At 72.2% G+C, this 24,327-nt stretch carries 25 protein-coding genes; 9 read left to right on the top strand and 16 right to left on the bottom strand.

Going from position 1 to position 24,327, the window contains the following annotated elements; genetic code table 11:
• Positions 1–81: 81 nt before the first annotated feature.
• A complete protein-coding gene (locus tag LH62_RS18805) occupies positions 82–633 on the bottom strand; it encodes a sigma-70 family RNA polymerase sigma factor (RefSeq protein WP_043366153.1) in 552 nt (183 codons plus the stop codon).
• Between the two features lie 319 nt (positions 634–952).
• Here LH62_RS18805 and LH62_RS31210 point away from each other — a divergent pair, with 319 nt between their 5' ends.
• Positions 953–1,123 (top strand): hypothetical protein, encoded by a 171-nt coding sequence (locus LH62_RS31210; protein WP_160299853.1) that lies wholly within the window; start codon positions 953–955, stop codon positions 1,121–1,123.
• A gap of 58 nt (positions 1,124–1,181) precedes the next feature.
• On the opposite strand, the gene LH62_RS18810 is transcribed toward LH62_RS31210, so the two are convergent.
• From LH62_RS18810 to LH62_RS18855, 10 genes are all read right to left on the bottom strand, one after another.
• Positions 1,182–1,982, bottom strand: coding sequence for a YdcF family protein (locus LH62_RS18810; protein ID WP_052214684.1), 801 nt, complete (start codon positions 1,980–1,982; stop codon positions 1,182–1,184).
• A gap of 6 nt (positions 1,983–1,988) precedes the next feature.
• Positions 1,989–2,852, bottom strand: a complete 864-nt coding sequence (locus LH62_RS18815) for a glycosyltransferase family 2 protein (RefSeq protein ID WP_043363610.1) — start codon at positions 2,850–2,852, stop codon at positions 1,989–1,991.
• The gene (locus LH62_RS18820) at positions 2,849–3,727 is read right to left on the bottom strand and encodes a glycosyltransferase family 2 protein (RefSeq protein ID WP_052214685.1); all 879 of its coding nucleotides are present in this window, start codon (positions 3,725–3,727) and stop codon (positions 2,849–2,851) included. Before LH62_RS18820 ends, LH62_RS18815 begins: the two co-directional genes overlap by 4 nt.
• Complete coding sequence (locus LH62_RS18825) at positions 3,724–4,833, bottom strand: glycosyltransferase (protein WP_043363611.1); 1,110 nt, start codon at positions 4,831–4,833, stop codon at positions 3,724–3,726. Before LH62_RS18825 ends, LH62_RS18820 begins: the two co-directional genes overlap by 4 nt.
• On the bottom strand, positions 4,830–5,900 hold the full coding sequence (locus tag LH62_RS18830) for a glycosyltransferase family 1 protein (protein ID WP_043363612.1): 1,071 nt from the start codon (positions 5,898–5,900) through the stop codon (positions 4,830–4,832). Before LH62_RS18830 ends, LH62_RS18825 begins: the two co-directional genes overlap by 4 nt.
• The gene (locus LH62_RS18835; RefSeq protein WP_043363613.1) at positions 5,900–7,420 is read right to left on the bottom strand and encodes a flippase; all 1,521 of its coding nucleotides are present in this window, start codon (positions 7,418–7,420) and stop codon (positions 5,900–5,902) included. The genes LH62_RS18830 and LH62_RS18835 overlap by 1 nt, the downstream gene beginning before the upstream one ends.
• Positions 7,421–7,486: 66 nt before the next feature.
• Positions 7,487–8,200, bottom strand: a complete 714-nt coding sequence (locus LH62_RS18840; RefSeq protein ID WP_052214686.1) for a sugar transferase — start codon at positions 8,198–8,200, stop codon at positions 7,487–7,489.
• Positions 8,201–8,475: 275 nt separating this feature from the next.
• Positions 8,476–8,790, bottom strand: a complete 315-nt coding sequence (locus tag LH62_RS18845) for a hypothetical protein (RefSeq protein WP_043363614.1) — start codon at positions 8,788–8,790, stop codon at positions 8,476–8,478.
• 127 nt (positions 8,791–8,917) lie between these two features.
• Entirely contained in the window at positions 8,918–10,024 is a 1,107-nt protein-coding gene (locus LH62_RS18850) for an NAD(P)/FAD-dependent oxidoreductase (protein WP_043363615.1), read from the bottom strand.
• An 80-nt stretch (positions 10,025–10,104) separates the two neighbouring features.
• The gene (locus LH62_RS18855; protein WP_043363616.1) at positions 10,105–10,893 is read right to left on the bottom strand and encodes an enoyl-CoA hydratase/isomerase family protein; all 789 of its coding nucleotides are present in this window, start codon (positions 10,891–10,893) and stop codon (positions 10,105–10,107) included.
• Between the two features lie 112 nt (positions 10,894–11,005).
• On the opposite strand from LH62_RS18855, the gene LH62_RS18860 reads away from it, so the two are divergent.
• From LH62_RS18860 to LH62_RS18870, 4 genes are all read left to right on the top strand, one after another.
• A complete protein-coding gene (locus LH62_RS18860) occupies positions 11,006–11,968 on the top strand; it encodes a hydroxymethylglutaryl-CoA lyase (protein ID WP_043363617.1) in 963 nt (320 codons plus the stop codon).
• Positions 11,965–13,170: a CaiB/BaiF CoA-transferase family protein gene (locus LH62_RS18865; protein WP_043363618.1), complete on the top strand. Its 1,206-nt coding sequence runs from the start codon at positions 11,965–11,967 to the stop codon at positions 13,168–13,170. Before LH62_RS18860 ends, LH62_RS18865 begins: the two co-directional genes overlap by 4 nt.
• A gap of 134 nt (positions 13,171–13,304) precedes the next feature.
• Complete coding sequence (locus LH62_RS31215; RefSeq protein WP_160299854.1) at positions 13,305–13,589, top strand: hypothetical protein; 285 nt, start codon at positions 13,305–13,307, stop codon at positions 13,587–13,589.
• On the top strand, positions 13,579–15,627 hold the full coding sequence (locus LH62_RS18870; RefSeq protein WP_043363619.1) for a carbohydrate-binding domain-containing protein: 2,049 nt from the start codon (positions 13,579–13,581) through the stop codon (positions 15,625–15,627). The genes LH62_RS31215 and LH62_RS18870 overlap by 11 nt, the downstream gene beginning before the upstream one ends.
• A gap of 61 nt (positions 15,628–15,688) precedes the next feature.
• On the opposite strand, the gene LH62_RS18875 is transcribed toward LH62_RS18870, so the two are convergent.
• The 5 genes from LH62_RS18875 to LH62_RS18890 are packed head-to-tail and all read right to left on the bottom strand — an operon-like array spanning position 15,689 to position 19,892.
• Entirely contained in the window at positions 15,689–16,873 is a 1,185-nt protein-coding gene (locus LH62_RS18875) for an MFS transporter (RefSeq protein WP_052214687.1), read from the bottom strand.
• 3 nt (positions 16,874–16,876) lie between these two features.
• Positions 16,877–18,112, bottom strand: a complete 1,236-nt coding sequence (locus LH62_RS18880) for an alpha-hydroxy acid oxidase (protein ID WP_082012658.1) — start codon at positions 18,110–18,112, stop codon at positions 16,877–16,879.
• Between the two features lie 52 nt (positions 18,113–18,164).
• Positions 18,165–18,788 (bottom strand): hypothetical protein, encoded by a 624-nt coding sequence (locus LH62_RS28560; RefSeq protein ID WP_052214688.1) that lies wholly within the window; start codon positions 18,786–18,788, stop codon positions 18,165–18,167.
• Positions 18,779–19,444, bottom strand: a complete 666-nt coding sequence (locus tag LH62_RS28565) for a hypothetical protein (protein WP_052214689.1) — start codon at positions 19,442–19,444, stop codon at positions 18,779–18,781. The genes LH62_RS28560 and LH62_RS28565 overlap by 10 nt, the downstream gene beginning before the upstream one ends.
• 43 nt (positions 19,445–19,487) lie before the next feature.
• A complete protein-coding gene (locus LH62_RS18890) occupies positions 19,488–19,892 on the bottom strand; it encodes a 4-oxalocrotonate tautomerase (RefSeq protein ID WP_043363621.1) in 405 nt (134 codons plus the stop codon).
• 99 nt (positions 19,893–19,991) lie between these two features.
• On the opposite strand from LH62_RS18890, the gene LH62_RS18895 reads away from it, so the two are divergent.
• The 4 genes from LH62_RS18895 to LH62_RS18910 are packed head-to-tail and all read left to right on the top strand — an operon-like array spanning position 19,992 to position 24,257.
• Positions 19,992–20,867 (top strand): LysR family transcriptional regulator, encoded by an 876-nt coding sequence (locus LH62_RS18895; protein WP_201445544.1) that lies wholly within the window; start codon positions 19,992–19,994, stop codon positions 20,865–20,867.
• Positions 20,867–22,258, top strand: coding sequence for a glycosyltransferase (locus tag LH62_RS18900; RefSeq protein ID WP_043363622.1), 1,392 nt, complete (start codon positions 20,867–20,869; stop codon positions 22,256–22,258). Before LH62_RS18895 ends, LH62_RS18900 begins: the two co-directional genes overlap by 1 nt.
• A complete protein-coding gene (locus LH62_RS18905; protein WP_043363623.1) occupies positions 22,255–23,139 on the top strand; it encodes a hypothetical protein in 885 nt (294 codons plus the stop codon). The genes LH62_RS18900 and LH62_RS18905 overlap by 4 nt, the downstream gene beginning before the upstream one ends.
• Positions 23,136–24,257, top strand: coding sequence for a glycosyltransferase (locus LH62_RS18910; RefSeq protein ID WP_043363624.1), 1,122 nt, complete (start codon positions 23,136–23,138; stop codon positions 24,255–24,257). The genes LH62_RS18905 and LH62_RS18910 overlap by 4 nt, the downstream gene beginning before the upstream one ends.
• Positions 24,258–24,327 lie beyond the last annotated feature (70 nt).

Below are 24,327 nucleotides of genomic sequence, written 5' to 3' on the forward strand. Positions count from 1 at the left end.
CGGCCCTGGCCCGCTCGGGCTCGGGCCAGCGGGCCAGGTCCGGGCCATGGCGATCGAGCAGCAGGGTGAACCGGGCGATGTTCATGAGCCCTCCAGGCGGCTGCGCAGGAACTGGCGGGCCCGCCGCAGCAGTCCCTCCAGCGCGCGCTCCGACACCTTCAGCGCGGCCGCCGCCTCGGCCCCGCTCAGCTCCTGCTCATAGGCCAGCGCGATCGCGGCGCGCTGGCGCGGCGGCAACGCGCCGAGCGCCGCCGCCAGGGCTGCCCGCGCCTCGGTGGCGACGGCATCCGCCTCCGGCCCCGGCCCGGGGTCGGCCATTTCCGCCGCCGCCTCCAGCCCGGCCGGGTGGGCGCCGGCCCGGCGCCTCGTGCGGTCGATCGCCAGGTTCACGACGATCCGGTGCAGCCAGGTGGTGAAGCGCGCCCGGTCCGGATCGAATCCGGCCGCCGCCTGCCAGGCACGGAGGAAGGCTTCCTGCGCCACTTCCTCCGCCTCCGCCGCGTCGCCGAGGATGCGCAGCGCAACCCGCAGGGCCCGCTCGCCGTGCCGACCGACCAGCAGGTTGAAGGCGGCCCGGTCGCCGCCGCCGGCCAGCGCCATCAGCGCCGCATCGCTCGATGCCGGGTCGGTCATCGGGCGCGGCGTGGGCGTCGCGTCGGGCGCGAGGCGCGGGAGGGCCCACGGGAGGGCCCAATGAAAGGAAGGTGCGAGGAGCATGGGCATCGGGTCTCGGCGGGTGATACGGCCCGCTTGCGGCCAACCCACGGTGCGAAACCCGTCCCCTCCGCATGGCACGTCATGGCGTCGGGGTTACCGCATCGGAATCCGTCCGGGCAAGCAACGCAATGTACTCGTTGCGACCAACCCCGCGACAAAGGCGACGAAACGGGATCGGTCCGCGACCCGCCGCCGCCAGGATGCGCCGGTCACGAAGGACCAATGGGAGAGCAGGATGCAGCAGGCAGGGGGCGAGCGGCCCGGTCTCTGGGCGACGATGCGGCAACGCTGGCTGGAGGAGGCGGCGCAGCCGCAGGAGGCGCGTCTGCGCGAGGATGCCGGCCTGGCCGGTCCCGCCGCCGAGCCGCGCTACCTTCCGATCCTCGTCCAGGCCTGGCAGCGCTGACGCGTCTTCGCCGAGGGTCGGAACGGCCGGGAGCGTGCATCACGCGGCCGAGCTACCGTCACGGCGCCGGGAAGACCGCATCCGTCCGCCCCATGAGGTGGTAGGCGACCAGCCCCACCCATTCGCGGACGCTCCATTCGAATTCGCGCAGGCGGTCGGGGAAGGAGGCATCGGTCCGGGCGGCGAGCGTCGCCCCGGTGCGGTAATTGACCGGCCAGGGGATGATCCCGGTCCAGCCGGCGCGACGGAAGACCCCCATCGCCCGCGGCATGTGGCTCGCCGAGGTGATCAGCAGCCAGGTCTCGCCCGGCTTCGGCTGCAGGAGCCTCAGGGTGAGGGTGGCGTTCTCCCAGGTGTTGCGCGCCTCGCGCTCCAGCACCAACCGGTCCTCGGGCACGCCGAGATCGCGCCACAGGGCGCCGGCCACATCCGCCTCCGTCACGCCGCCATGCACCAGCGAGCCCTGGCCCCCGGTAAAGACCAGCCGCGCCTCCGGGTGCCGGCGCACCAGGGCGACAGGCTCCGTCATCCGCTCCGCCGCGCCGTTCAGCGCCGGAATGCCGCGCGCCTCGGTCAGGTTCTGCTCCACGGCGCCGCCGAGCACGACGATGCCGTCAATATGCGCCGGCTCCTGGGCCGGGCGGACAAAGCGGTCCTCCAACGGGGCCTGGACCCATTGGTGCATCGGCAGCGCCATCAGCAGGACGAAGAAGCCGAGGCCCGCGAGCGCCGGCCACCGCCCCCAGCGCCGGCCGCGCCACAAGGCGGCGAGGCCGATGGCGATGAGCAGCACCGCCGCATTGCCGGGGCGGGCCGGGAACCAGAGGACCTTGGAGAGGATGTAGGTGATGTCCTCCATCGCCGCCTACAACTCCTCGATCCGGCCGGGGCGCAGCCGGCCGCGGCTCAGGTCGGCGAGCGCGAGCATGTTGCCGCGGAAGCGGCCCCAACGGTCGGCCCAGGGCTCGGGGAAGGGGCTGCGGGCGAGGTTCATCGCCCAGTGGCGCGCCATGCTGCGCAATGCCCGGTTCCAGGGATAGGTGCCCTTGCGGGCGAGGTAGACCGGGTTGGCGATCTGCGAATAGCCAAGGCGGAGGCCGGGGCTGCGCCCGACCTTGGCGCCGAGATGCACGCCGCGGGCACCGTCCAGCCGCAGGATCGACCCGTGGCGCCCGAGCAGGCGGGTCACGTCGAGATCCTCGTACCAGGCATAGGCGGGCAACGCCTCGTCGACGCGGATGCCGTGGGCGCGCACCACCGCCATGCGGAAGGCCATGTTGCAGCCATAGCCGTTGAAATGCGGGTGCGCCGCGAGGCGGTCGGCGGGCGGAGTGTCGGCGGCGAGCAGACCGCGGCCTTCGGCGACCGAGAAGCCTGGGCCGTTGGCGCCGTCGGCGATGACGGTGCCCGTCGTCACCACGACCTCGGGCCGGGCGGCGAAGACGGCCTCGGTCACCGCGGCGTAGTCGGGGGCGGCGAGGAAGTCGTCATCGAGGAAGAGCAGGATGTCGCAATCCGCGGCGCGGTCCATGATGGCGTTGCGCTGGCGCGGCAGGCCGGCCGGGGCGGTGAAGTATTCGATGCCCGCCACCGGCTCGCCCACATCCTCCGGCGTGGCGTGGCAGACGAGGATGCGGTCGGCGGGGCGGGTCTGCCGGGCGAGGTCGCGCAGCACCTCGGCGAGGATCGCCGGGCGGCCGCGGGTGGCGATGCCGATGGCGAGCCTCATCGCGCCGCCTCCGCCATGGGGGTGAGCGGCAGGCCCTCGGTGGGGTGGGGCGCGGTGAAGCCCGCGAGCCGGCCGCGCAGCGTCGCCCAGTAGTAGCGCGCCGCCAGCAGCCGGCCCCGCACCAGGGAAAGCAGCGCCCCGCCCAGCGGACGGATGAGGAAGGTCAGCCAGACCCCGGCCGGCACCGCATGGCGCCGCAGCACGAAGCCCAGCCCCCGCCCGTAGAGCGCCGCCCGCTCGACGGCGACGGGGGTGAGGCGCTTGTCGGGATGGACGACGCGTTGCGCCGGCTCGTATCGCGCGGCGTGGCCGGCGCGGATCGCGCGCAGCACCAGGTCGTTGCCCTCGGCCGAGCCGAAGGGCGTACCCGGGCCGAGGCGTTCGTCGAACCCGCCAATCGCCAGGGCCACCTCGCGGCGGAGGAAGAGGTTGAACTCGATCACGCTGGTCCAGACATTGGCGGCATCGATCGCCCCCGCCTCCGTCCGCCAGCGGCCGGAGCCGAAGCCGCCCTCCGGCGAGGCGGCCGGGCCGGTCAGCACGGCGAGCGCCGGGTCGCCGGCGAAGGCGGCGGCCACGCGGTCCAGCAGGCCGGGCGGATAGGTGCAGTCGTCATCGGGGAAGCCGACGATCTCACCGCGCGCCAGGGCGAGGCCAAGGTTGCGCGCATGGCAGGCATTGGCGACGGCGGAGCGGCGCCAAAGCAGGGGGAGCCGGCCTTCGTAAGCGGCGATGACGGGAGCCAGGCGATCGTCGGCGTTCTGGTCGACGACGATCACCTCGGCATCGGCGCGGCCCTGCGCCAGCAGGCTGTCGAAGAAGGCGGCCAGCTCCGCATCCCGTCCGCGGGTGGCCACGACGAGGGAGAAGCTCACGGCAGCAGCGCCTCCACATGTGCACGGATGGCGCTGCGGAAGGCCTCCTCCGAGAAGCGGAGCGCGTTGGCGCGGCAGGCTTCGGAGACGATGGGGGTGGGCAGGGCTTCGAAACGCTCGATGGCGGCCATCACCGCCTCGGCGCTCTGCTCGGGGAAGAGCAGGCCGGTCTCGCCTTCGCGCACGATGTCGCTGGCGCCGCCGCGGCGGTAGGCGATCAGCGGCGTGCCGCAGGCTTGGGCCTCGACCATGGCGATGCCGAAATCCTCTTCGGCGGCGAAGACGAAGGCGCGGGCGGTCTGGGTGAGGGCGATCAGCTCGGCCTGGGGGACGCGGCCGCGCAGCTCGACATTCGGGGCGCCTTGCGCGGCAGCGCGGACCAGTGGCTCGGAGGGGCCGTCGCCGGTCACGACCAGCCGGCGGCCGGGCATGCGGCGGAAGGCTTCGACCACCAGCTCGACGCGCTTGTAGGGGACCATGCGGGAGGCAAGCAGGTAGTGGTCGCCGCGCGGAGCGGTGCCGAGGCCGAAGCGCGTCACGTCCACCGGCGGATGGATGACCGCCGCCTCGCGCCGCCAGACCTTGCGGATGCGCTCGGCGATGTAGCCGCTGTTGGCGACGAGGCTGTCGACGCCGGCGGCCGAGCTGCGGTCCCAGAGGCGGAGGCGATGCAGCAGCCAGCGGGTATAGGCGCCCTTCAGTCCGGTCTCGAGGCGCGCCTGACGGAGGTATTGGTGCTGCAGATCCCAGGCATAGCGCATCGGGCTGTGAATATAGCTGACATGCAGCTGCCCCGGCCCGGTCAGCACCCCCTTTGCGACGGCGTGCGAGGAGGACATCACGAGGTCATAGCCCGAAAGATCGAGCTGCTCGATCGCCAGCGGCATCAGCCCGAGATAGTTGCGGAACATCCGCCGGGCGAGGGGCATGCGCTGGATGAAGCTTGTTCGTACCGGCCTCCCGCCGAGGAAGCCGCGCTCCGCCTCCGGCAGGAAGTCGCAGACGGCGAAGACATCCGCCTCCGGCCAGACCAGCAGCAGCTGCTCCAGCACCCGCTCGGAGCCGGCATAGCTGTCGAGCCATTCATGAACGAGTGCGACCTTCACGCATCCCCCTTCGGCAGCAGCGCCACCAGCCGCTCCGCCGCCGCGCGCCAGGAAAAGCCGGCGGCGCGCGCCAGCCCCTCGGCCCGCAGCCGCCCGCGCAGCCCTGGTTCGCCGAGCAGCCGGGCGAGGGCGTCGAGCAGGCTGCGCGGGCCGTCATTGTCGAACCAGAGCGCCGCCTCGCCGCAGACCTCGGGCACGGCGGCGGCATGGGCGGCGATCACCGGACAGCCGCAGGTCATCGCCTCCAGCGGCGGCAGGCCGAATCCCTCGTAGCGCGAGGGGAAGATAAGGCAGAGCGCTGCCTCGTAGAGCGCCCGCAACTCGGCATCCGTCACCCGGCCGAGGGGTGCCACGGCCTGGCCCTCGGGGTCTCCCGCATTGCGGAAGACAGCGGCATCCGCCGCCCCGGCCACCGCCAGGACCAGCCCGTGCGCCGCCAGCAGCGCCTGCGCCTCGCCGAGCCCGGCCAGCCCCTTATGCGCCGCGCGCGTCCCGACGACGAGGGCGAAGCGCCCCGGCTGCAAGCCATTCCGCGCCAGCACCCCAACATCCGCCGGCTCGCGCAAGATGTGCTCGCCGCCTTCGTGCACGACGCCGATCTGCGCCGCGTCGATGCCGAGATGATGTGCGATCCGGCCGCGCGAGAAGTCGGAAACGGTCAGCAGCCGTGCCCCCGCCCGCGGCAGCGCCCAATGCATGGTCCGGTACCAGGAGCGGAAGGCCAGCGAGTAGCTCTCCGGCGTGTCGAAGGCGCCGGCATCGTGGATGACGACGGCCTGACGCCCGCCGGCCAGCAGCGGCGCGGCGTTGCCGAGATTGACCAGGACGGAGCCGCGCGCCCGCGCCGGCAGCTCGACCTGCTCCCAGCCCTGTCCGCGCAGCCGACCGAAGGCCTCATCGCGCAGGTGAGGAAAGGGGGAGGGCGCCCCGTTCGCCGGCCGCAGCAGCCGCGCGCCGGGCAGCAGCCCTTCCGCCGCCATCGCATCCAGGGCGCGGGTGATCTCGGCGGCGAAGCGCTGCACGCCGGTGATACGTTGGGTCAGGAAGCGGCCGTTGACGGCGATCATCACAGAGCCCCCGGCTTCAGCAGCAGGCGTGGCTGGCGGAGCAGCGTGCCGATCCGCCCCCGCTCCTCATCCTCCAGCACCCGCAGCGCCGCCACGGCGAAGACGATGGCCGCCAGCCCCGCCGCCGCCAGCAGCGGCGCCAGCCCCTGCACCGGCAGGAGCAGCAGCAGGCCGATCCCGCCCGCGGCCATGGGCAAGGCGAGCCGCCGCGCCGGCTCCGCCGCCGGTGGGTAGAGCCGCGCCACCAGCACCAACTTCCCGGCGCAGTCCGTCGCCGCCCGTGCCGCCCAGGCGATCGCCGCCCCTTCGATCCCGACCAGGTGGATCAGCAGCGCCGCCAGCGGGATGAAGACCACGGCTTGCACGGCGGCGAATTTCGTCGTCGCATCCGGCCGACCGATCGCATCCAGCAGCGCATTCGGCGCAAAGGCGACGCAGGAGAAGAAGATGCCGCAACCGAGCCATTGCAGCACCCTCCCGCTGCCTTCGGCGAAGCCCTCGCCGAGCCAGAGCCAGAGAATCTCCCGCGCTCCGCCGACGATCACGAGGCAGGCCGGGAGCACCAGCAGCATCACCAAGAGCCCGCCCCGCCGCAGCAGCGCGGCCGTCGACGCGGGCGCCGTGGCGAAGGAGGAGGCGAAGGCCGGCAGCAGCGTCTGCGCGACGGCGACGGGCAGGATCCAGGCGCGCAGCACCAGGTCGAGCGGCGTCGCATAGAAGGCGACGGCCGAGAGGCTGAGCAGCGCGCCGATGAGGAAGCGGTCGGCGTAGAGCAGCGCCTGAGTCATCAGTCCGGAGACGGTCATCCAGCCGCCAAGCTTCAGCAGCGGCACCACGAGGGTGAAGCGCGGCCGGCGCAGCCCGAGCCCCGGCACCAGCGGCCTGATCAGCCAGAGATAGGAAAGGGTATTCGCCAGCCGGCAGGCGACGAGGGCCAGCATCACGCCCACCAGGCTGTCCCAGACCAGCAGCACCAGCACCGGCCCGAGATAGTAGAAGAGGTTCACTGGGATGGTGACGAGATTGGCCGCGCGGAAGCGTTGATAGGCCGCCAGCACCCCCCAGAGTGCCGCATTCAGCACCACCAGCGGCGCGGCGGCGGCCAGCACCCGCATCGCGCCGACTGCCTGTTCGCGCAGGCCGGGGGGCACTTGCAGCATCCGGTCCACCAGAACCGGCACGAAGAACCAGAGGCCACAGGCGACGGCCAGGCTGATGCCGAGCAGCGTCCCGAGCGCCGCCTCGACCAGCGCGGCCGCCTCATCGCCGCGGCCGGTGCCGATGCGCTCGGAGATGGCCCGCGTCAGCGCCTGGCCGACGCCGAAATCGAAGACCCCGAAGACCCCCACCATCGCCAGTGCCAGGGTGAAGAGCCCCCAGCGGTCGAGGCCGAGCTGTTGGATAAGGATCGGGGTGAGGACCAGGGCGAGGAGGAGCGGCACGCCGCGCCCCAGCCCGTTCCAGACCACGCCCGCGACCATGGTGCGGCCGCGGGTGCGGGACTCTGCCGGATCGGCCATGATGGTGAGGGCCTTGCTAAATGCGCCGCGCCGGTGCCAGCGCGGCCGCCCCGGGTCAAGCGATGCTTAGTAGGCGCCGCGCCGCAGCAGCACCGCGCCCGGGGTGCGGAGGAGGATCCGCACATCCTCGAGCAGGGAGGGGTTGGTGGCGTAGCGCACGTCGAGGGCGACGCGCTGGGCGTAGCTGGTATCCGACCGGCCGCTCACCTGCCAGAGGCCGGTGATGCCCGGCCGCACCGCGAGGTAGTGTTCCGCCGCCGCGCCATAATGGGCGGCAAGCTCGGCGGCGACCACCGGCCGCGGCCCGACCAGGCTCATCTCGCCGCGCAGCACGTTGAAAAGCTGTGGCAGCTCATCGAGGCTGGTGGCGCGGAGGAACCGGCCGATCCAGGTGATCCGTGGATCGTGGCGGAGCTTCCGCGTCGCCTCCCACTCGGCGCGTGCGGCCGGGTCGCTGGCCAGCAGCGCCTCCAGCCGGGCGGCGCTATCCACCACCATGGAGCGGAACTTCAGGCAGCCGAAGCGGCGGCCGCCGCGGCCGATGCGCTCGTGGGCATAGAAGGCCGGCCCGCCATCGGCGCGCACCAGCAGGGCGAGCAGCAGGAAGACGGGGGCGCTCAGCAGCAGCAATGCGCCGGCGCCGGCGATATCGAGCGCCCGCTTCGCCGCCACCTGCGGCCCGGATGCGGCCTGCCGGGGCAGGCGCACCGCGAGGGGGCCGATGGTGGAGTGCGAATGCGTCAGACCGCGATAGGACTCAACGCCAAGCATGGACGACATCTGGCTCTCCTGGGTCCCGGCGCCGGTCAGGGGGATGACGCCGGTAGTCCTTGCCCGGCTCGGTCGAGGATCAGACCGTTCCGGACGCTCGGACTATGGGGGACAGGTCGTGCGGGATTGCGACGCGCTTGCGGCCGGATTGTGGCATCGCACAAGAATGCGGGAGCAACGATCCTGGCAGGCGATGCCAGTCGGCGCCTGCCCATCCGGCGGTCGAATTGAAGACGGCCGCGCCGGGGCTGCACCCGACGCGGCCGTAACGAAGAGGGGCCTGCTCAGCCTGCCGTGGTGACGTGGATATGGATTCGCTCCGGGCCGATCCGGTGCGGCCGCGGCACCAGGGCGATGATGCGCCCACGCAGCGGCCCGGCGCCCTCAGCCAGCAGCCCGTCGAGCGCCGCCCGCTCCGCCGGCGGCAGGCGGCCAAGCCGCTGCCCTCCGGCCGACCAAGCCTCGATCTCCGCACCGCCGCGACGCGGCCGCAACTCGATCGGGTCACCCACGCGCGGGGCAGCCTGGCCGGGGGCGAGGTCCGCCCCATCGGTCAGGTAGGTGAGCATCCCAGGGTCGGCGGCAGACTCGGCGTGCACGATAGGGTCCTTCCTCATGGCCGCGGCCCAATGCGGGAAGGATGGCGAACGATCCATCGCGGCGGGATGACAGTAGAGAGAACAGGCCCCTACGCGCGGAAGTTTACAGGAATGTGAACCGGGGCGCTCATGTCTCCGTGAGGATATCTACCGAAAGTTGCCCAAGAGCAAGGGATGCGGTGAGTCCCGGGCTCTCGATGCCGAAGAGGTTCAGCAGCCCCGGCACCCCATGCGCACGCGGCCCTTGCAGGGTGAAATCCTGCCCCGGCGCCCCCGGCGGAACGATCTTCGGCCGGATGCCGGAATAGCCCGGCGCCAGCGCTCCGTCCTTCAGTTCCGGCCAGTAGCGGCGGATGGCGGCATAGAAGCTCTCGCCCCGGCGCGGATCGACCTCGTAGTCGATCTCCTCCACCCATTCGACATCCGGCCCGAACCGGGCCTGGCCGCCGAGGTCGATGGTGAGGTGGGTGCCGAGGCCACCCGGCACCGGCACCGGGTAGATCAGCCGGGAGAACGGATTCTTCCCGGTCAGGGTGAAGTAGTTGCCCTTGGCGTAATAGGCGGCAGGGATGAGCTGGCTGGGCATCCCGGCGAGCGAGCGGGCAAGTTTCGGCGCGTGCAGCCCGGCCGCGTTGATGAAGCTGCGGCACCGCAGCGCCATCGGCTCCGCCCCGCCGATCTCGAGTTCGGCACCATCCTCGGTCAGCCGCCCGCCCAGGACGGGGGCGTGGAAGACGAAGATCGCCCCGGCATTCTCCGCATCGCCCTGGAGCGAGAGCATGTAGGCGTGGCTGTCGATGATGCCGGTGGAGGGCGAGAGCAGCGCCGCCGTGCAGGAAAGCGCCGGCTCCAGAGCCAGCGCCTCGGCGCGCTCCAGGCGCCTGAGGTCCGGCACGCCATTGGCCGCGGCGCGTGCCTGGATGGAGGCAAGCTTCTCCGCTTCCGCCTCGTCCGTCGCCACGATCAGCTTCCCGCAGTTGGCGTGCGGGATGCCGCGCTCGGCGCAGTAGGCGTAGAGCATCTGCTTGCCCTCGACGCAGCAGCGCGCCATCAGGCTGCCGGCCGGGTAGTAGATGCCGGCGTGGATCACCTCGGAATTGCGCGAGGAGGTCTCGGTGCCGATCCCCTCCGCCGCATCCAGCACCAGTACCTCACGCCCGGCCAGCGCCAGGGCCCGCGCGACCGCGAGCCCCACCACGCCGGCGCCGGCGACGACGCAGTCGAATTCGTCCATCCCGCTTCAGCCCCGCTTCAGTCCCGCGCAACATGTGGCCCCTGCCGCCGCTGCGCCAATCGCCTTTGCCGGAGGGCAGTTCACCGTCCCTGGAAGACCGGCTTCCGCTTCTCCTTGAAGGCCCGCAGCCCCTCGCGGAGGTCATCGCTCGCCTTGGCCGCCGACATCCGCGCCCCGAGCGCCGCGACGTCCAGCGCCTGGTGGCCGATCTCGTTGATGGAGCGCTTCACCCCCTGCACGGCGAGCGGCGCCAGCTCCCCGAGCCGGCCGGCGATCGCGTCGATCCGCGCGTCCAGGGCCTCGGGCGCGACGAGGTCGGTGAGGTAGCCGATGCGCAGCAGCTCCTCCGCATCCTGCTCCTCGGCCAGCATGAAGAGGCGCTTGGCGTTGTTGAAGCCGAGGCGGGAGACGTAGCGGCGCAGCCCGCTCTCGTAGTAATGCAGGCCGATCCGCGCCGCCGGCATGAACATCCTGACGGCCGGCGTGCCGACCCGGAAGTCGCAGGCCAGTGCCAGGTCGGTGCTGCCGCCATAGACGCCCGCATGCAGCCGGGCGATGGTCGGGATGCGGAGCATCTCCACCCGGTCGACGAAGCTCTCGAAGCCCTGGGCCTGATCGCCGCCGGCGCGGCCCTCCGCCTGCTCCGCCATGGCGCCGAGATGGGCCCCCGCCGAGAAGGCCCGCCCCTCGGAGGCGATCACCAGCACCCGCACCGCCGGATCGGCCTCCACCTGCTCCAGCAGCCGGAGGATCTCGGCAATATCCTCCGGCTGCACCCGGTTCATCACCTCCGGCCGGTTGAGGCGCAGCGTGGCGCGGTTGCCCGCGATGCTGAGGCTCGGCGGGTAGCCCTCATCCCTGGCGCTCATCTTGGTCCTCCGATACCGGGGCGTTTTGCCGGGCTGCGACGGCCCCGGCAAGGGTGCTGGCACCATGACGCCGGAGGAGTAGTCTCCGCCCAATTCAATAGGGAACGCGACCATGGCCGATCTGCCCCAGCATGTGGACATCCACGAGGAGGGCCCGCGCGAGGGCTTCCAGATCGAGCCCGGTCCGATCCCCTCCGCGGAGAAGATCGCCCTGATCGAGGCGCTGGCCGAGACGGGCCTCCGCCACATCCAGGTATGCTCCTTCGTCAACCCGCGCCTCGTCCCCGGATGGGCGGATGCCGAGGCCGTCGCCGGCGGCTTCCGCCCGAAGCCCGGCGTCCACTACACCGGCCTCTGGTTCAACGAGAGCGGCCTGCGCCGCGCGCTGGCCTTCCGCGAGCGGCTGACCGTCACCGGCTCCATCTCGCTCTCCGCCTCGGATGCCTTCTCGCGCAAGAACCTCAACCGCGGCCAGGCCGAGAACCTGGAAGCGATGCGCAAGCAGACCGCAGCGCATCTCGAGGCCGGGGTGCCGGTGACGCGCATCGGCGTCATGGCCGCCTTCGGCTGCAACTACCAGGGCGACATCACGCCCGCCCAGGTGGTGCAGACCGTGGCCGATGGCCTCGCCATCGCCCGGGAAGCGGGCATCGCCATCACCGATCTCTCGCTCGCCGACACCATGGGCTGGGCCACGCCAATCCGCATCGAGCGCGGCATCGACGCGGTGCGCGAACGCTGGCCGGACCTGCGCATCGGCCTGCACCTGCACGACACGCGGGGGCTGGCTGTCGCCAATGCCCATGCCGGGCTGCGGCTGGGCGTGACGAGATTCGACAGCACCGTGGGTGGGCTCGGCGGCTGCCCCTTCGCCGGGCAGAAGGGCGCAGCGGGCAATATCTGCACCGAGGAGCTGGCGCTGCTCTGCGAGGAGATGGGCATCGCCACGGGCATCGACCTCGATGCGCTGATCGAGGTGGGGCGGCTCGCCGAGCGCATCGTCGGCCACCAGCTGCCGAGCGAGCTGATCCGTGCCGGCAGCCTCACCGCCTTCCGCCGAGGGATCGCGGCATGAGCACGGCGCCGCTGGCGGGGCTTCGCGTCCTCGAGTTCAGCCACACCATCATGGGGCCCTGTGCCGGGCTGGTGCTGGCCGATCTCGGCGCGGATGTGGTGAAGGTGGAGCCGGCGCCGGCGGGTGACCATACGCGGCGGCTGCCCGGCTTCGCAGCCGGCTTCTTCGCCACCTTCAACCGCAACAAGCGCAGCATCGCCCTTGACCTGAAGCGGCCCGAAGGGAGGCAGGCGGCGCACCGGCTGGCGGCCCGAGCCGACCTGGTGCTCGAGAATTACGGGCCGGGGACGATGGAGCGGCTCGGCTGCGGCTGGGAGGATCTGCAGGCGGTCAATCCGCGGCTGGTCTACCTGGCGCTGAAGGGCTTCCTCGCCGGGCCCTACGAGCACCGGCCGGCGCTCGACGAGGTGGTGCAGTTCCAGTCCGGGCTGGCCTACATGACCGGGCCGCCGGGGCGGCCGCTGCGGGCCGGGGCCTCGATCATCGACATCCTGGGCGCTGTCTTCGGCGTCACCGCGGCGCTGGCGGCGCTGCGCGAACGGGACCGGACGGGCGAGGGGCAACGCATCAGCAGCGCGCTGTTCGAGAGCGCGGTCTTCCTGATGGGCAGCCACATGGCGGGCCTTGCCGCGACCGGCGAGCCGCCGCCGCCCATGCCGGCGCGCCGCGGCGCCTGGGGCATCTACGACGCCTTCGAAACAGGGGAGGGCGGCCAGCTTTTCGTCGGCGTCACCAGCGACCAGCAATGGGCGCGCTTCACCGAGGCTTTCGGCCTGCCGGAGCTGGCCGCCGACGCCCGCCTCGCCACCAATGCGCAGCGGGCGAAGGAGCGCTCCTGGCTGATCCCCGCCCTGGGCGAGGTGTTCCGCCGCTACGACCAGGCGGAGGTGGCGCGGCGCTGCGAGGCGGCGGGCATCTCCTGGGCGCCGGTCGGCAAGCCGGCGGACCTGTTCGAAGATCCGCACCTGTTGGCCGGCGGCGGGTTGCTGCAGACGGCCATCTCCGCCCTCGGCGGCGGAGCGATGTTCGGCCTGCCTGCCGTGCCGCTGGAGTTCGGCGAGGCCCGGCAGCGCGCCGGCCTCAGCCGACAGCCGCCGCGGCTCGGCGAGCATAATGGCGAGGTGCTGGCCGAGGCCGGCTTCGGCGCCGCGGAGATCACAGCGCTCGCCGCCACCGGCGTGCTGGCCGAGGCCTCGGCCTGACGCGATCCCCGATCGGGCGAGATTGTCCGGTTCACTATATTTGCCAAGTCAGGCAGCAGGTTCGAAGGGCGTCCGTAAGCCAACAGAGACGGACGCCGCTCTAGCCGCGCTCAAAGCCGGCAAGCGAGGACAGGATGCGTGAGCGCGCTCCGTCCCTGCACTGGCAGCCGTCCGCGAGCCCCGTCGCTGGCCTCGGCAGGTTGGCGCCACGCAGGCTGGTCACCCTCAATAACGCAGAAGACGAAAACACGCCGCGCTGCTCACGCACGGGGTTTGATGGCGCTCAAGGCAATAGTTTCCGCCTCACAAACATGTTGACGCTCTTTCCGGGCAATGCAAAAGTCGTCAAAGAATATAAAAATAAAAACAATCCTATGTCGGACCATTTCGAAAAGGATCGTAACTATTATGGCAACTGATACGCTGCTGCTTAGGGTCAGCCAGTCCGTCTACGGTGTGCCAGCACAATTCACGGTTTTCGTGGATGGCAAGCAGGCCGGATCAACTTACCAGGCCACCGCCATCCACGGCTGGAAGTCCGATACCGTCACCCTGACCGGCGACTGGGACAAAGGCGAGCATACGGTTCAGCTCAGATATCTGAACGACTTCAAGGATGCGGGCGGCGATCGCAATTTGTATCTGGACGGCGCGATCTACGACGGCGTGCCCGTCCCTGGCGCCGTTCTCAATATGTGGTCGGCCTATGACAAGAACACTTTCAAGCTGACCGACACGACGGCCCTGCCGCCCGCCGCCACGCAAGCGCCTTCGACCACCACCCCGCCTCCTACCAGCACGATGGACACGCTGGTGCTGAAGGTCAGCCAGACCGCGTATGGGGCTGCGGCGCAGTTCACGGTCCTGGTGGACGGCGTGCAGGTCGGCGGGACCTATCAGACGACCGCCCAGCATGGCTGGAAGTCCGACTCGATAACGCTGAAGGGCAACTGGGACAGCGGCGATCATTCGGTCTCCATCAAATTTCTCAACGATGCGAAGGATGCCGGCGGCGACCGGAACCTCTACCTCGACGGTGCGACCTATAACGGCGTGGCCGTCCCCAATGCCAAGCTGAACATGTGGTCCGCCTATGATCCGCATGTCTTCAAATTCACCGACGCGACGCCGCTGACGACCGCGCCGCCCACGACCGGTACCGTGACGCCGCCGACTACGACGCCGCCCTCGACCGGCACTGAGACGCTGCCAACCGCGACGCCGCCCTCGACCGGCACTGAGACGCCGCCGACCACGACGTCACCTACGACCGGTACCGTGACGCCACCGACCACGACACCACCCTCGACCGGCACCGTGGCGCCGCCGACCACGACGCCGCCTTCGACCGGCACTGAGACGCCACCGACTACGACGCCGCCCTCGACCGGCACTGAGACGCCGCCGGCCACCACCGAGGGCCTGGACCACCTGACGCTCCGCCTGTCGGAGCAGGCCTACAAGAACGTCCACGCGCAGTTCACCGTCTCGGTGGACGGCAAGCAGATCGGCGGCACCTACACGACCACCGCCAACCACGCCAACAAGGCGAGCGACACCTTCGACATCACCGGCGAGTGGGGGCCGGGGACGCACCAGGTCAAGATCAGCTTCCTCAACGACGAGTACGGCGGCTGGTCAGGCGCGGACCGCAACCTTTATCTTGATGGCGCCAAGTACAACGGCACTGAGATCATGGGCGTTGCGAAGGCGATCACCGGTGGCGCAACGAACTCCACGGCGAGCTTCACCTTCACCGAAGCTGCGACCACCGCGCCGCCGCCGGTGACGACCACGCCCGGCAGTGCGTTGAACCATGACGGCCTGACGGACCTGAACGTGCTGATCCGTGGCCAGTCCAACGCATTGCTGTTCGACCAGTATGGCGGCGACGATGCCCTGAAGGCCGAGCTGCAGAAGGCGTTGCCCGGCGTCAGGATCAACATCCTCGGCGGCGACAACAAGACGGAGTTCTCCGCCACCGCCTTCACCACCTGGGATACCGGCGGCCAGCAGAAGAAGATGCACGACTATCTCAACGCGCTGCCGGCCGACATCAAGGACAACGAGACCATCACCGTCTGGATGCACAACGAGTACGACCAGCAGATCAGCGGACTGACGACGGCGCTGTGGAAGCAGGAAGTGCAGGCGGACGCCGCCGCCGTGCGCGACATCTTCGACCACCAGGCCGCCGACAGCACGCCCTATCTCTTCGTGCCGATCCGCTATCCCTATGGCGGCAGCTTCGCCGCCATCCGCCAGGGCATGGACGAGCTTTCCGCCGATCCCGCTTTCCATGGGAAGCTGTCCTGGGCAGCCTACGGCTCGAACATCACCATGGCAGGCGGTCCGGAGGCGGGGTCCAACGGGTCGCACATGAACAGCGCCGACGCCGCGACGATCGGGCGCGATCTGGCGGCGCCGCTTCTCGACCTGTACCAGGGCATCGCCTGACGCCGGCGCCGGAGGGGGCGGGGCCTGCAAGCCCGCCCCCTTCGTGGAAGCCTGCCGCGCCTCAGCGTCCCTTCAGCGTGCTCCTCCAGGCAATCAGCGCCCCGATGCCGGGGAAGACCGCTAGCATCCCGAAGGCCGCCGAGTAGGATTGCGTCACCGCGACCGCCGCGCCGAAGAGCGACGGCCCCACCACCACCCCGGCGAAGGCCACCGAGAGCACGCCGCCCGCCGCATCCCCCGCCTTGCCGGGCGCGGCCAGCCGCGCCGCCTCCGCGAGCAGCAACCCGTTCCACCCGGCTGCGCAGGTGCCGAGCAGGCAAAGCAGCACGACGATCCCCGCTCCCGGCCCAGCCAGCGCCATCGGCAGCAGCACCCCGCCGAGGCAGGTGCAGACGCCGATCGCCGCCAGCGCCTTCAGGCCGGAGCGCCACCAATCCGCCACGGCACCCCAGGCGATACGCGCCCCGATGCCGACCGCCTGGCTCGCCGAGGCGACGAATCCCGCCGCCACCGGCGCCCAGCCGCCTTCCTCGACCAGCATGGTGACGATGTAGGAACCGAGGGCGAGCTGGAATCCCGAGAAGCAGGCCGAGATCACCGCCAGCGGGCCGAGCCCCGGCCGCGTCCGGAGGGCGACGATCCCGCCGAGCGCCCCCGCGCCGAGCGGGGCGCCCGGCTCCCGCTCGCCATCCCAATGCCGGCGGAAGGCGCCGCAGCCGATCGCTGCCACTGCCATCACTCCACCGGCCGCCAGCACCGCTCCGCGCCAGCCGATCGCGCCGGCAAGGCCGGGCAGGATCGCCCCTGCCAGCGCACCGCCGATCGGCACCCCGGTCTGCTTGACGGCGAAGACGCGGTTGCGCCGCGCCGGCGGCGTCAACCGTGCCAGCACCTGCGAGGCGGAGGGGTTGGTCAGCCCATAGCCGATGCCGGTCAGGAAGGAGCCGAGTATTGCCCCCGCCAGCCCCGCGCCGACGATCAGCAGGCAGGCCGCCGCCCCCGCCGCCAGGGCGAGCTGCGTGCAGCGCGCGGGCCCCAGCCGCCGCAGCAGCCCGCCGGAGAACATCGAGGCCGTGCTGGCGGCGGCATAGGTGCAGGCCACCTGCCAGCCGAGCCAATGCGGTTCCGCCCCCAGGTCCCGCGCCGCCATGGTCGCCAGCACCGGAAGGGTGAAGACGGCAAGCGTGGCCAGCGCCTGCGCGCCTGTCGTCGCCGCGAGCGCCGCCCCCAGCCCGGAAAGCCGCAAGACCTAGCCCAGCCGCCGCAGGATGTCGGGCGAGAGCTGGGCGAGGTCGGTGATGCCGAGCATCGCCATGTCGCGATGGATCTCCTCCCAGAGCAGGGTGATGGCGTGCCGCAGCCCGGCCTCGCCCCCCACCGCCGCCGCATAAAGGAATGGCCGGCCGAGGAAGGTGAAATCGGCGCCGAGCGCCAGCGCCTTCAGGACATCCGTCCCGCGCCTTATGCCGCCGTCATAGATGATGGCCATTCCCTCGGCCGCCTGCGCGATCTCCGGCAGCACCCGCAGCGGCGCGATCGCGCCGTCGAGCTGCCGCCCGCCATGGTTGGAAACGATGATGCCATCCGCCCCGCAGTCGCGGGCGATGCGCGCATCCTCGGCCGAGAGGATGCCCTTCACCAGAAGATGCCCCGGCCAGCGCGCCCGGATCAGCGTGAGATGTTCCCAGGCGAGGCCATCGCGCCGCCCGATTGCCCGGATCAGATTGGAGGAGAGCACCGGCGGCCCACGCGTTGCATCCATGTTCTCGAAATGCGGCATGCCATGGTTCTTCAGCGTCCGGAGCGCCGTGCCGAACAGCCAGCGCGGATGGCTGATCCCTTCCCAGGCCAGCCGCAGATTGGGCCGCAGCGGGAGGGAATAGCCGTTGCGGACGTTGTTCTCGCGGTTGGCCGAGACCGGCACGTCGGCGGTGAGGACGAAGGTGTCGTAGCCCGCCGCCAGCACCCGGTCGACCAGTGCCTCGATCCGCGCCGCCTCGCCCGGCAGGTAGGCTTGGTACCAGGCGGTCGGCCCCTCGGCCCGCACGTCTTCCAGCGGGATGAGCGAGGAGGCACTCAGGATCATTGGGATGTTGGCCGCCGCAGCGGCGCGGGCGAACACGATGTCGCCCCGGTAGGCGGACAGCGCCGAGGCCCCCATCGGCGCGATGCCGAAGGGCGCGGCATGGCGCCGGCCGAGCACCGTCCGCCCGGTCTGCCGTTCCGTCACGTCCGCAAGGACACGCGGGACGAAACCAAGCTCCCCGAAGGCGGCCCGGTTGTCGCGCAGCGAGGAATCGGTCTCGGCCGCGCCGGAAACGAAGCCGTAGAGCATGCGCGGCAGGTGCCGCCGCGCCGCCCGTTCGAAGTCGTCGAGCGAGAGGATATGCCGCAGGGAGCGCGGCAGGTCCGGCTCGTTATGCCGCGCCGCGACCGTCGGCGTCGCCTCGGCCAGCCTTTCCCGCGTCTCGCCCTCCGGCGGCATCGCCCGTCTCCCCCAGCAAGATGGGCCAGGGTCGGCCCAAAGCCGCGTCCGGTCAACGCGGCGCGGACGGCGCCTCCGCATAGTGGAAGGCCGCGCCCGTGACGGCGATGGAGAGCACCCGCTCATCCCCGCTGACGCCGTCCTCCAGCGGCGAGCCGCCGGCGCGCGACTGCAGCCGCAGCAGCCGGCAGGGCATCGCCCCGCCCGGCGGCACGATGCGCAGCGAGAAATGGTGTGGCCCGCGTTGCTCCGCCTCGACAAGGCAGGGCGTGTCGTCGAAACCCGCCTCCAGCAACGGCGCCGGGGCGCCATAGAGATGCCCGACCTCCAGCACCACCCGGGCGACCGGCCGCAGCGGCGCCGGGTTGCGCAGCAGGCCCTGCAGGGTCATCCAGCGGAACGGCCCCTCCTCATCCTCCTCCGGCCCGTGCCAGCCGAGGTCGAAGGCCGGGTCGCGCGGCGCCAGCACTGCGGCCGCCCCCTCGGTGGCCGCGACGGGCTCAGCCAGCTTGGGCTCCGCCGCCGCGGAGATCAACCGGCGCAGCGCGGCGGCCGGCGCCTCCTCCTCCGCCAGCCGATCGAGCAGAAGCGTTGCCGCCGCATCGATGAAGGCATCGATGCGCTCCTGCTGCATCTGCACCTGCCGGTCGAGAGCGGCCTGCCCCGTCAGCCGCATCGCATCGCCAGCCTGTTCCAGCCGCAGCCGCCGCGCCTCGAACTCGGCCAGCCGTTCCGCCCCGGCAGGCTCGGCCCGAGCGCGAAGCGCGCCAGCACCTCGCGGGTGCCCATCGCGTGCAGCGTCACCTCGATGCCGCTGCCGGTAAGGTCGGCCGCCTCCAGCGCGAGGGCGAAGCGGAAGGCGCAGCCGCCCTCGGCCAGCGGCACCGGCGGTTCCGCCTGGACCGCCCGCGCCGTGCTGCCATTGATGACGGCGTGCAGCGCCGGTTGAAGCAGGCCGTTGGCGCGTTCGATTCCCGTCCCCCGCAGCATCCCGTATTCGAGCCGGAGATCCTCGATCCCCGGCCGCGCCGGCCCAAGCAGCGCCGCCGCTTCCGTGGCCGAGGCGACCGGCCAGGGCTCGGCCAGCTCCGGCCCCTCCACCGCGGCGGCGATCCGCAGCATCGCGGGCAGCGGCACGCAGGGCAGCCGGGCGATGGGCAGGGTCAGCACCGCCCCGGCCTCGACCGGGCCGGCGAGGGCGAGCCGCCCCACCTCGATCCCGCGGCACCAGGCACGGAGCGGCGCCTCCGGCCGCAGGGGCCGCAGCGCACGCAGCCGCAGCCCGTCCCGACCGGCGCCGACCACCAGCAGCGGGGGCGATGCATCATCCATGGCGCGCCGTCGCTACCATTCCAATGCGCGGCGCGCCAGCGGCTCACCCGGGGTGCGACGCCGCCCATCGGCCGTTCTGCGTCCGCCCGCCATAGCCGTAGGCATCGCCATCCGCCGCATGGACGAGGACATAGCTCTCCTCGTGCAGCGGCCCGAGCAGCCTCGCCATGCCGGTGAAGGCGGCGGCGACGAAGCGCGTCGTCTCCGCCTTGGTGTTGGTCCCCGCCGTCACCTTGATGTCGAGCCAGAAGGCGCCGAGCCCCGCCTCGGCCGGCCGCTGCCCGGCGATGAACCAGTCCTCCGCACGCGTCGGCTCCGCCAGCACGGCGGTGACGCCGGGGTCCTTGCCGAGATGCTCGGCGGCGAGGCGCGCGGCCAGGGCCGCCACCTCGGCCTGCAGGCCGGGGCGAGGGGAGGGGGTAACGTAGCGGACGCCGATCATGGGCATGGAATGGTTCCTTCGGTTGGTGGTCCCGAAGCCCAGCCTGCAATGCCGACACCCCCACCGGAACGCTATGGATACTTCTTTCTGATATAGTAAAATCTTATGATGCTCGACCTGGAATCCGTCCGCCTCTTTGTCCTCGCCGCCGAGTATGGCAACCTCACCCGTGCCGCCGAGGCCGCCGGCACCGTGCAGCCCGTGGTGAGCCAGCGGCTGAAGGCGCTCGAGGCCCGGCTCGGCCATCGCCTGCTGGAGCGGACCCCGCGCCTCGTCCGTCCGACCGCCGCCGGCACCGCCTTCCTCGAACGCGCCCGCGCACTGCTCGCCGCACATGACGCCGCCCTGCGGCTGGAGGAGGCGCCGGCCTTCCGCTTCGCTCTCTGCGCCAGCGACCATGCGCTCGGCCTCGGGCTGGAGGGGCTGTTCCGGCGGCTGCGCGCTGCCCTGCCGCCCGGCGCCATCCTCTCCCTCCGCACCGGCCTCTCGCGGGAAGCCCGCGCCGGCTTCGAGGCCGGCGACTGCGACGCCGCCCTGATCCGGCGCGAGGCGGCTGGCCCGGATGGCGAGGTGCTCGGCCAGGACCCGCTCGGCTGGCGCGGCGCCGCAGGGATGCGCCTTGCACCCGGCGAGCCGGTGCCGCTGGCGACGCTCGGCCCGGCCTGCGGCGTGCGCGGCGCCGCCATCCGCGCCCTCGACCGCGCCGGCCTGCCCTGGCGGGAGAGCTTCATCGGCGGCAGTTGCGCCGCGCTGCTGGCCGGGGCGGAGGCCGGGCTCGGCATCGCGCCCATGGGCCGCATCGCCGCCGGCGGGGCGCCGGATCTCGGCCCGGCGCTCGGCCTGCCGGCCCTGCCGCCCTCGGAGATCGTTCTCCTTGCGCGCACCGGCTCGCCCGCCCTGGCCGCGGCGACCCGGGCGCTGGCCGCCGGCCTCCGCGCGAGCCTTGGCGAGACCGGCGCTTCGCGCGCAAATGGCCGGTGATGGACCGCCCGCCCCTCCTGATGGTCAGCCCGTTGCCGCCGGCGCGGAACGGCATCGCCGATTACGCCGCCGCGCTGCTTCCGGGCCTCGCCGCGCATTACGACTGCGCCGCCGCCGTCGAGGACTGGCTTGCCGAGGCGCCGCCGGGCGTCCGGGTGGTGGACCTGGCCCTGGCCCACCGCCTGCGAGGCGACGAAGGGCGGCGCCTCTACCAGATCGGCAACAATTCCGGCCATGGCTTCGTGTTGCAGGCGCTGCGGGCGCGGCCCGGCGTCACCACGCTGCACGATCCCGGCCTGCTGCATCTCTACGAATCAACCGGCGAGGACCGCGCCACCATCCTCGCCGGCATGCGCCATGCCGCGCCCGGCCTCACCGCCACATATGCCCGGCACCTACGCGGGCAGGGTGTGTCCACCCGCGCCAACCACCTGCTCTTCGACCTGGCCGGGGAGGTGCTGGCGCGCTCTCGGGCCGTCATCGTCCATTCCCGCTTTGCCAAGGCCCGCCTCCGCCTCACCCATGGCGAGGCGGCGATCGCGCATGTCGAAGTCATCCCGCACCTCCTGCCGCCTGGCCGCCCGCCAGGGCGTGCCGAGGCCCGCGCTCGGCTCGGCATCGGGCGCGAGGAGTTCCTCCTCGTCACTGCCGGCTTCGCGTCGCTGGCCAAGCGCCTCGACTGGGTGCTGGAGGCGCTGGAAGGATTGCCCGCCCTGCGCTGGGTTCATGCCGGCGAGGTCCCGGCTGCGCTGGCCCCGCGCATCGGCCGCCGCGCCCACATCACCGGCCACCTGCCGGCCGATGAGTTCGATGCGCATATCGCCGCGGCCGATGTGCTGGTGAATCTCCGCTTCCCTTCGAGCGGCGAAAGCTCCGGCTCGCTCGCCCGCGCGCTGGCGGCCGGCACGTGCTGCATCGTCTCCCGCACCGGCGCCTTCGCCGAACTGCCCGGCGACGCCGTCATTGCCTTGCCGCTTGCCGGCGGCGCCCGGGCCCTGGCCGATGCGCTGGCCGCCCTCGCCGCCGCGCCGGACCGGGCCCATGCCATCGGTGCCGGCGGCCGCGCCCATGCCGAGGCGGAGATGGCGTTGCCGGCCGTCGCTGCCCGCTACCGCGCCGTGATCGAGGCTGCGGAGGACCGCCCGCCAGGACGGTCCGAGCCCCCGCCGCTGCTCCGCCTTGCCGCCGACCGTGCGCTGATCGCTGCCGCATTGGCCGGCCGGACGGGCGCCTGCCGCTTGCGCCTCGACCTGGAGGACTCCGACCGGCTCGCCATGCTCAGCCTCGCCCCTGGCGGCCTCGCCGCGGCGCTGTTGCCGCCCGGCGCCGAACTCCGCGCCGCAGCGTTGGAGGGGAGGGGGCTGGTGCTCGACCTTCAGCTGCCGGGATGAGCGCCGCCCCGCTGCTCGCCGCCCTGTTCGCCCGTGCGCTGCCTGGCCTCGCCGCGCGCGACCTCGGCCTGCCGCTCGGTGCGCTGCTGCCCTGGCTGCCCGGCACCCGGGCCGGCATTGCCGATGCGGCGGCGCTCGATCCGATGGAGCGCGCCCTGCTCGCCCGCTTCCGCCAGCAGGGCCTTCCCCTGCTCGGTCTCGACCCGGTGGCCGATGCCGCGCCCGACCCGGCCTGGGAGCCGGCGCGCGACCGCCTTGCCTGGACGCCTTCCGGCGCCCCTGTGCCGGGCGCCAGCCTCACCCTGGTCGCCGGCGGCACCGGCGAGGCGCCGCCGGCGGAAGGCCTCGCCCGCATCCTGCTGCTCGCGGGTCGTGACGATGCGCCGGAACGCCACGACCTGCTGCTGCCCGAGCCTCGCCTTGCGGAAACCTATGAATGCCTGCGCGCCGCCGCCTCCCTGGCGGGGCCGGGCTGGCAGCAGGGCGGCCGCCACCTCGCGCCACAGCAGGCCAGCCTGCTGCTGCTCGTCCCTCGCCCCGGCCATGTGCTCGACCTACTAGTCCCCGCCGCTGTCCTGCCGCACGACCTGCCCGCGCCGGGCGGGTCCGAGGGATTGCCGCTTGAGGGCGTGCGCCAGCTGCGGCTGCTGCCCGGCGCCCTGCCGCCGCTGCGCTGGCGCCTCCGGCTGGATTTCGCCGGTGCAGAGCCGGGTCCCGCCGCCGTCTTCCTCGATGGGCTCCGCATCCCGGCCCGCTCCGTTCCCGGCGGCCTCGTCGCCAGCATCGATCCGCCGGCCGACCGCGCTCCCGTGCTCGGCCTCGCCTGGCGCGACGGCGCCCCGCCAGGCCTTCGCCTCGTGACGCTCGAGGCGCGGCCGTGACCGCGACGCGCCTGCTTATCCTTTCCCCCATCGCCTCGCACCCTGCCGACCAGGGAAATGCGGCGCGCATCCAGGGGCTCGGCGCGGCGCTGATGGCGCGGGGCATCCGCTGCGAATTCCTCCATTGCACCACCGAGGGCAGCACGCCGGGTGGGCGCATCGCGATGGCCAGCTTCTGGCACGGCTTCCACGAAGTGCCTGCCGCCGTCATCGGCGAGCCGAGCCTCCCCGGCGCCTGGGGCATCGACGACTGGTGCCCGCCGGAGCTGGCGGAACGGCTCGCCGCCCTGCAACGCGTCCGCCGCTACGATGCGGTGCTGGTGAACTACGTCTGGCTTTCCGCCGCGCTGGAGGGTGCCGGCGATGCCTTCCGCATCCTCGACACGCATGACCTCTTCGGCGGCCGCGACGCGGTGGCGCGGGCGCAAGGGCTCGATCCGTCATGGTTCTTCACCACGGTCGCCGAGGAACGCCGCGGCCTGGACCGGGCCGACCTCGTCCTGGCTATCCAGGATGAGGAGGCCACTGAACTGCGCCGCCGCACCCGGGCGGAGGTTGCGGTGCTCGGCCACATGCCGCCGCTCCGCTTCCTCGCCGGCCTGACGCCGGAGCCGGTGATGCCCTTCGGCTATCTCGGCAGCGCCAATCCGTGGAACCTCGCCGCGCTCGGCGCCCTCGACGCCGCCCTGGCGGGGGCGCCCGAGCTGCCCTGGCTGCTGGCCGGCCGTGTCCTTCGCCGGGGGGATCTCCGCCTCGCCTCCCGCCCGCGGTTGATGCCGAATCTTGCCGACGTCGCCGCCTTCTATGCGGCCGTCGATTGCGTGCTGAACCCGATGGCCGGCGGCACTGGCCTCAAGGTGAAGACGGTGGAGGCGCTGGCCTTCGGCAACCCGGTGCTCGGCACGGCGGACGCCTTCGCCGGACTTGCGCCCGAGCATCCCGGCCATCGCTGCGCCGATGCCGCGGCGCTGGTCACGCTGATGCGGGAATACCGTTTGAGCGAAGCCTTCCGCCGGGAATTACGACTAGCCTCGCGCCGGCTCGCGCTCCGCTATGCGGCGGAATTGGCCGAAGCGCAGGATGCGCTGGCGGCACGGCTGCGGGCGCTGGCGACGTGACGCCGGCCCGCAGCGCCAGCACCGCCGGCACCGCGCCGCAGGCAAGAAGGAAGAGGCCGAGGCTGAGCAT

It is taken from the genome of Belnapia sp. F-4-1 (genome assembly GCF_000802185.1).
Classification (GTDB): domain Bacteria; phylum Pseudomonadota; class Alphaproteobacteria; order Acetobacterales; family Acetobacteraceae; genus Belnapia.

Coding starts and splice junctions, on each gene's coding strand:
- LH62_RS18805 (WP_043366153.1), bottom strand. CDS start 633: ATGACCGACCCGGCATCGAGCGATGCGGCGCTGATGGCGCTGGCCGGC.
- LH62_RS31210 (WP_160299853.1), top strand. CDS start 953: ATGCAGCAGGCAGGGGGCGAGCGGCCCGGTCTCTGGGCGACGATGCGG.
- LH62_RS18810 (WP_052214684.1), bottom strand. CDS start 1,982: ATGGAGGACATCACCTACATCCTCTCCAAGGTCCTCTGGTTCCCGGCC.
- LH62_RS18815 (WP_043363610.1), bottom strand. CDS start 2,852: ATGAGGCTCGCCATCGGCATCGCCACCCGCGGCCGCCCGGCGATCCTC.
- LH62_RS18830 (WP_043363612.1), bottom strand. CDS start 5,900: ATGATCGCCGTCAACGGCCGCTTCCTGACCCAACGTATCACCGGCGTG.
- LH62_RS18835 (WP_043363613.1), bottom strand. CDS start 7,420: ATGGCCGATCCGGCAGAGTCCCGCACCCGCGGCCGCACCATGGTCGCG.
- LH62_RS18840 (WP_052214686.1), bottom strand. CDS start 8,200: ATGTCGTCCATGCTTGGCGTTGAGTCCTATCGCGGTCTGACGCATTCG.
- LH62_RS18850 (WP_043363615.1), bottom strand. CDS start 10,024: ATGGACGAATTCGACTGCGTCGTCGCCGGCGCCGGCGTGGTGGGGCTC.
- LH62_RS18855 (WP_043363616.1), bottom strand. CDS start 10,893: ATGAGCGCCAGGGATGAGGGCTACCCGCCGAGCCTCAGCATCGCGGGC.
- LH62_RS18860 (WP_043363617.1), top strand. CDS start 11,006: ATGGCCGATCTGCCCCAGCATGTGGACATCCACGAGGAGGGCCCGCGC.
- LH62_RS18865 (WP_043363618.1), top strand. CDS start 11,965: ATGAGCACGGCGCCGCTGGCGGGGCTTCGCGTCCTCGAGTTCAGCCAC.
- LH62_RS31215 (WP_160299854.1), top strand. CDS start 13,305: ATGCGTGAGCGCGCTCCGTCCCTGCACTGGCAGCCGTCCGCGAGCCCC.
- LH62_RS18870 (WP_043363619.1), top strand. CDS start 13,579: ATGGCAACTGATACGCTGCTGCTTAGGGTCAGCCAGTCCGTCTACGGT.
- LH62_RS18880 (WP_082012658.1), bottom strand. CDS start 18,112: ATGCCGCCGGAGGGCGAGACGCGGGAAAGGCTGGCCGAGGCGACGCCG.
- LH62_RS28560 (WP_052214688.1), bottom strand. CDS start 18,788: ATGCGGCTGACGGGGCAGGCCGCTCTCGACCGGCAGGTGCAGATGCAG.
- LH62_RS28565 (WP_052214689.1), bottom strand. CDS start 19,444: ATGGATGATGCATCGCCCCCGCTGCTGGTGGTCGGCGCCGGTCGGGAC.
- LH62_RS18890 (WP_043363621.1), bottom strand. CDS start 19,892: ATGCCCATGATCGGCGTCCGCTACGTTACCCCCTCCCCTCGCCCCGGC.
- LH62_RS18895 (WP_201445544.1), top strand. CDS start 19,992: ATGATGCTCGACCTGGAATCCGTCCGCCTCTTTGTCCTCGCCGCCGAG.
- LH62_RS18900 (WP_043363622.1), top strand. CDS start 20,867: ATGGACCGCCCGCCCCTCCTGATGGTCAGCCCGTTGCCGCCGGCGCGG.
- LH62_RS18905 (WP_043363623.1), top strand. CDS start 22,255: ATGAGCGCCGCCCCGCTGCTCGCCGCCCTGTTCGCCCGTGCGCTGCCT.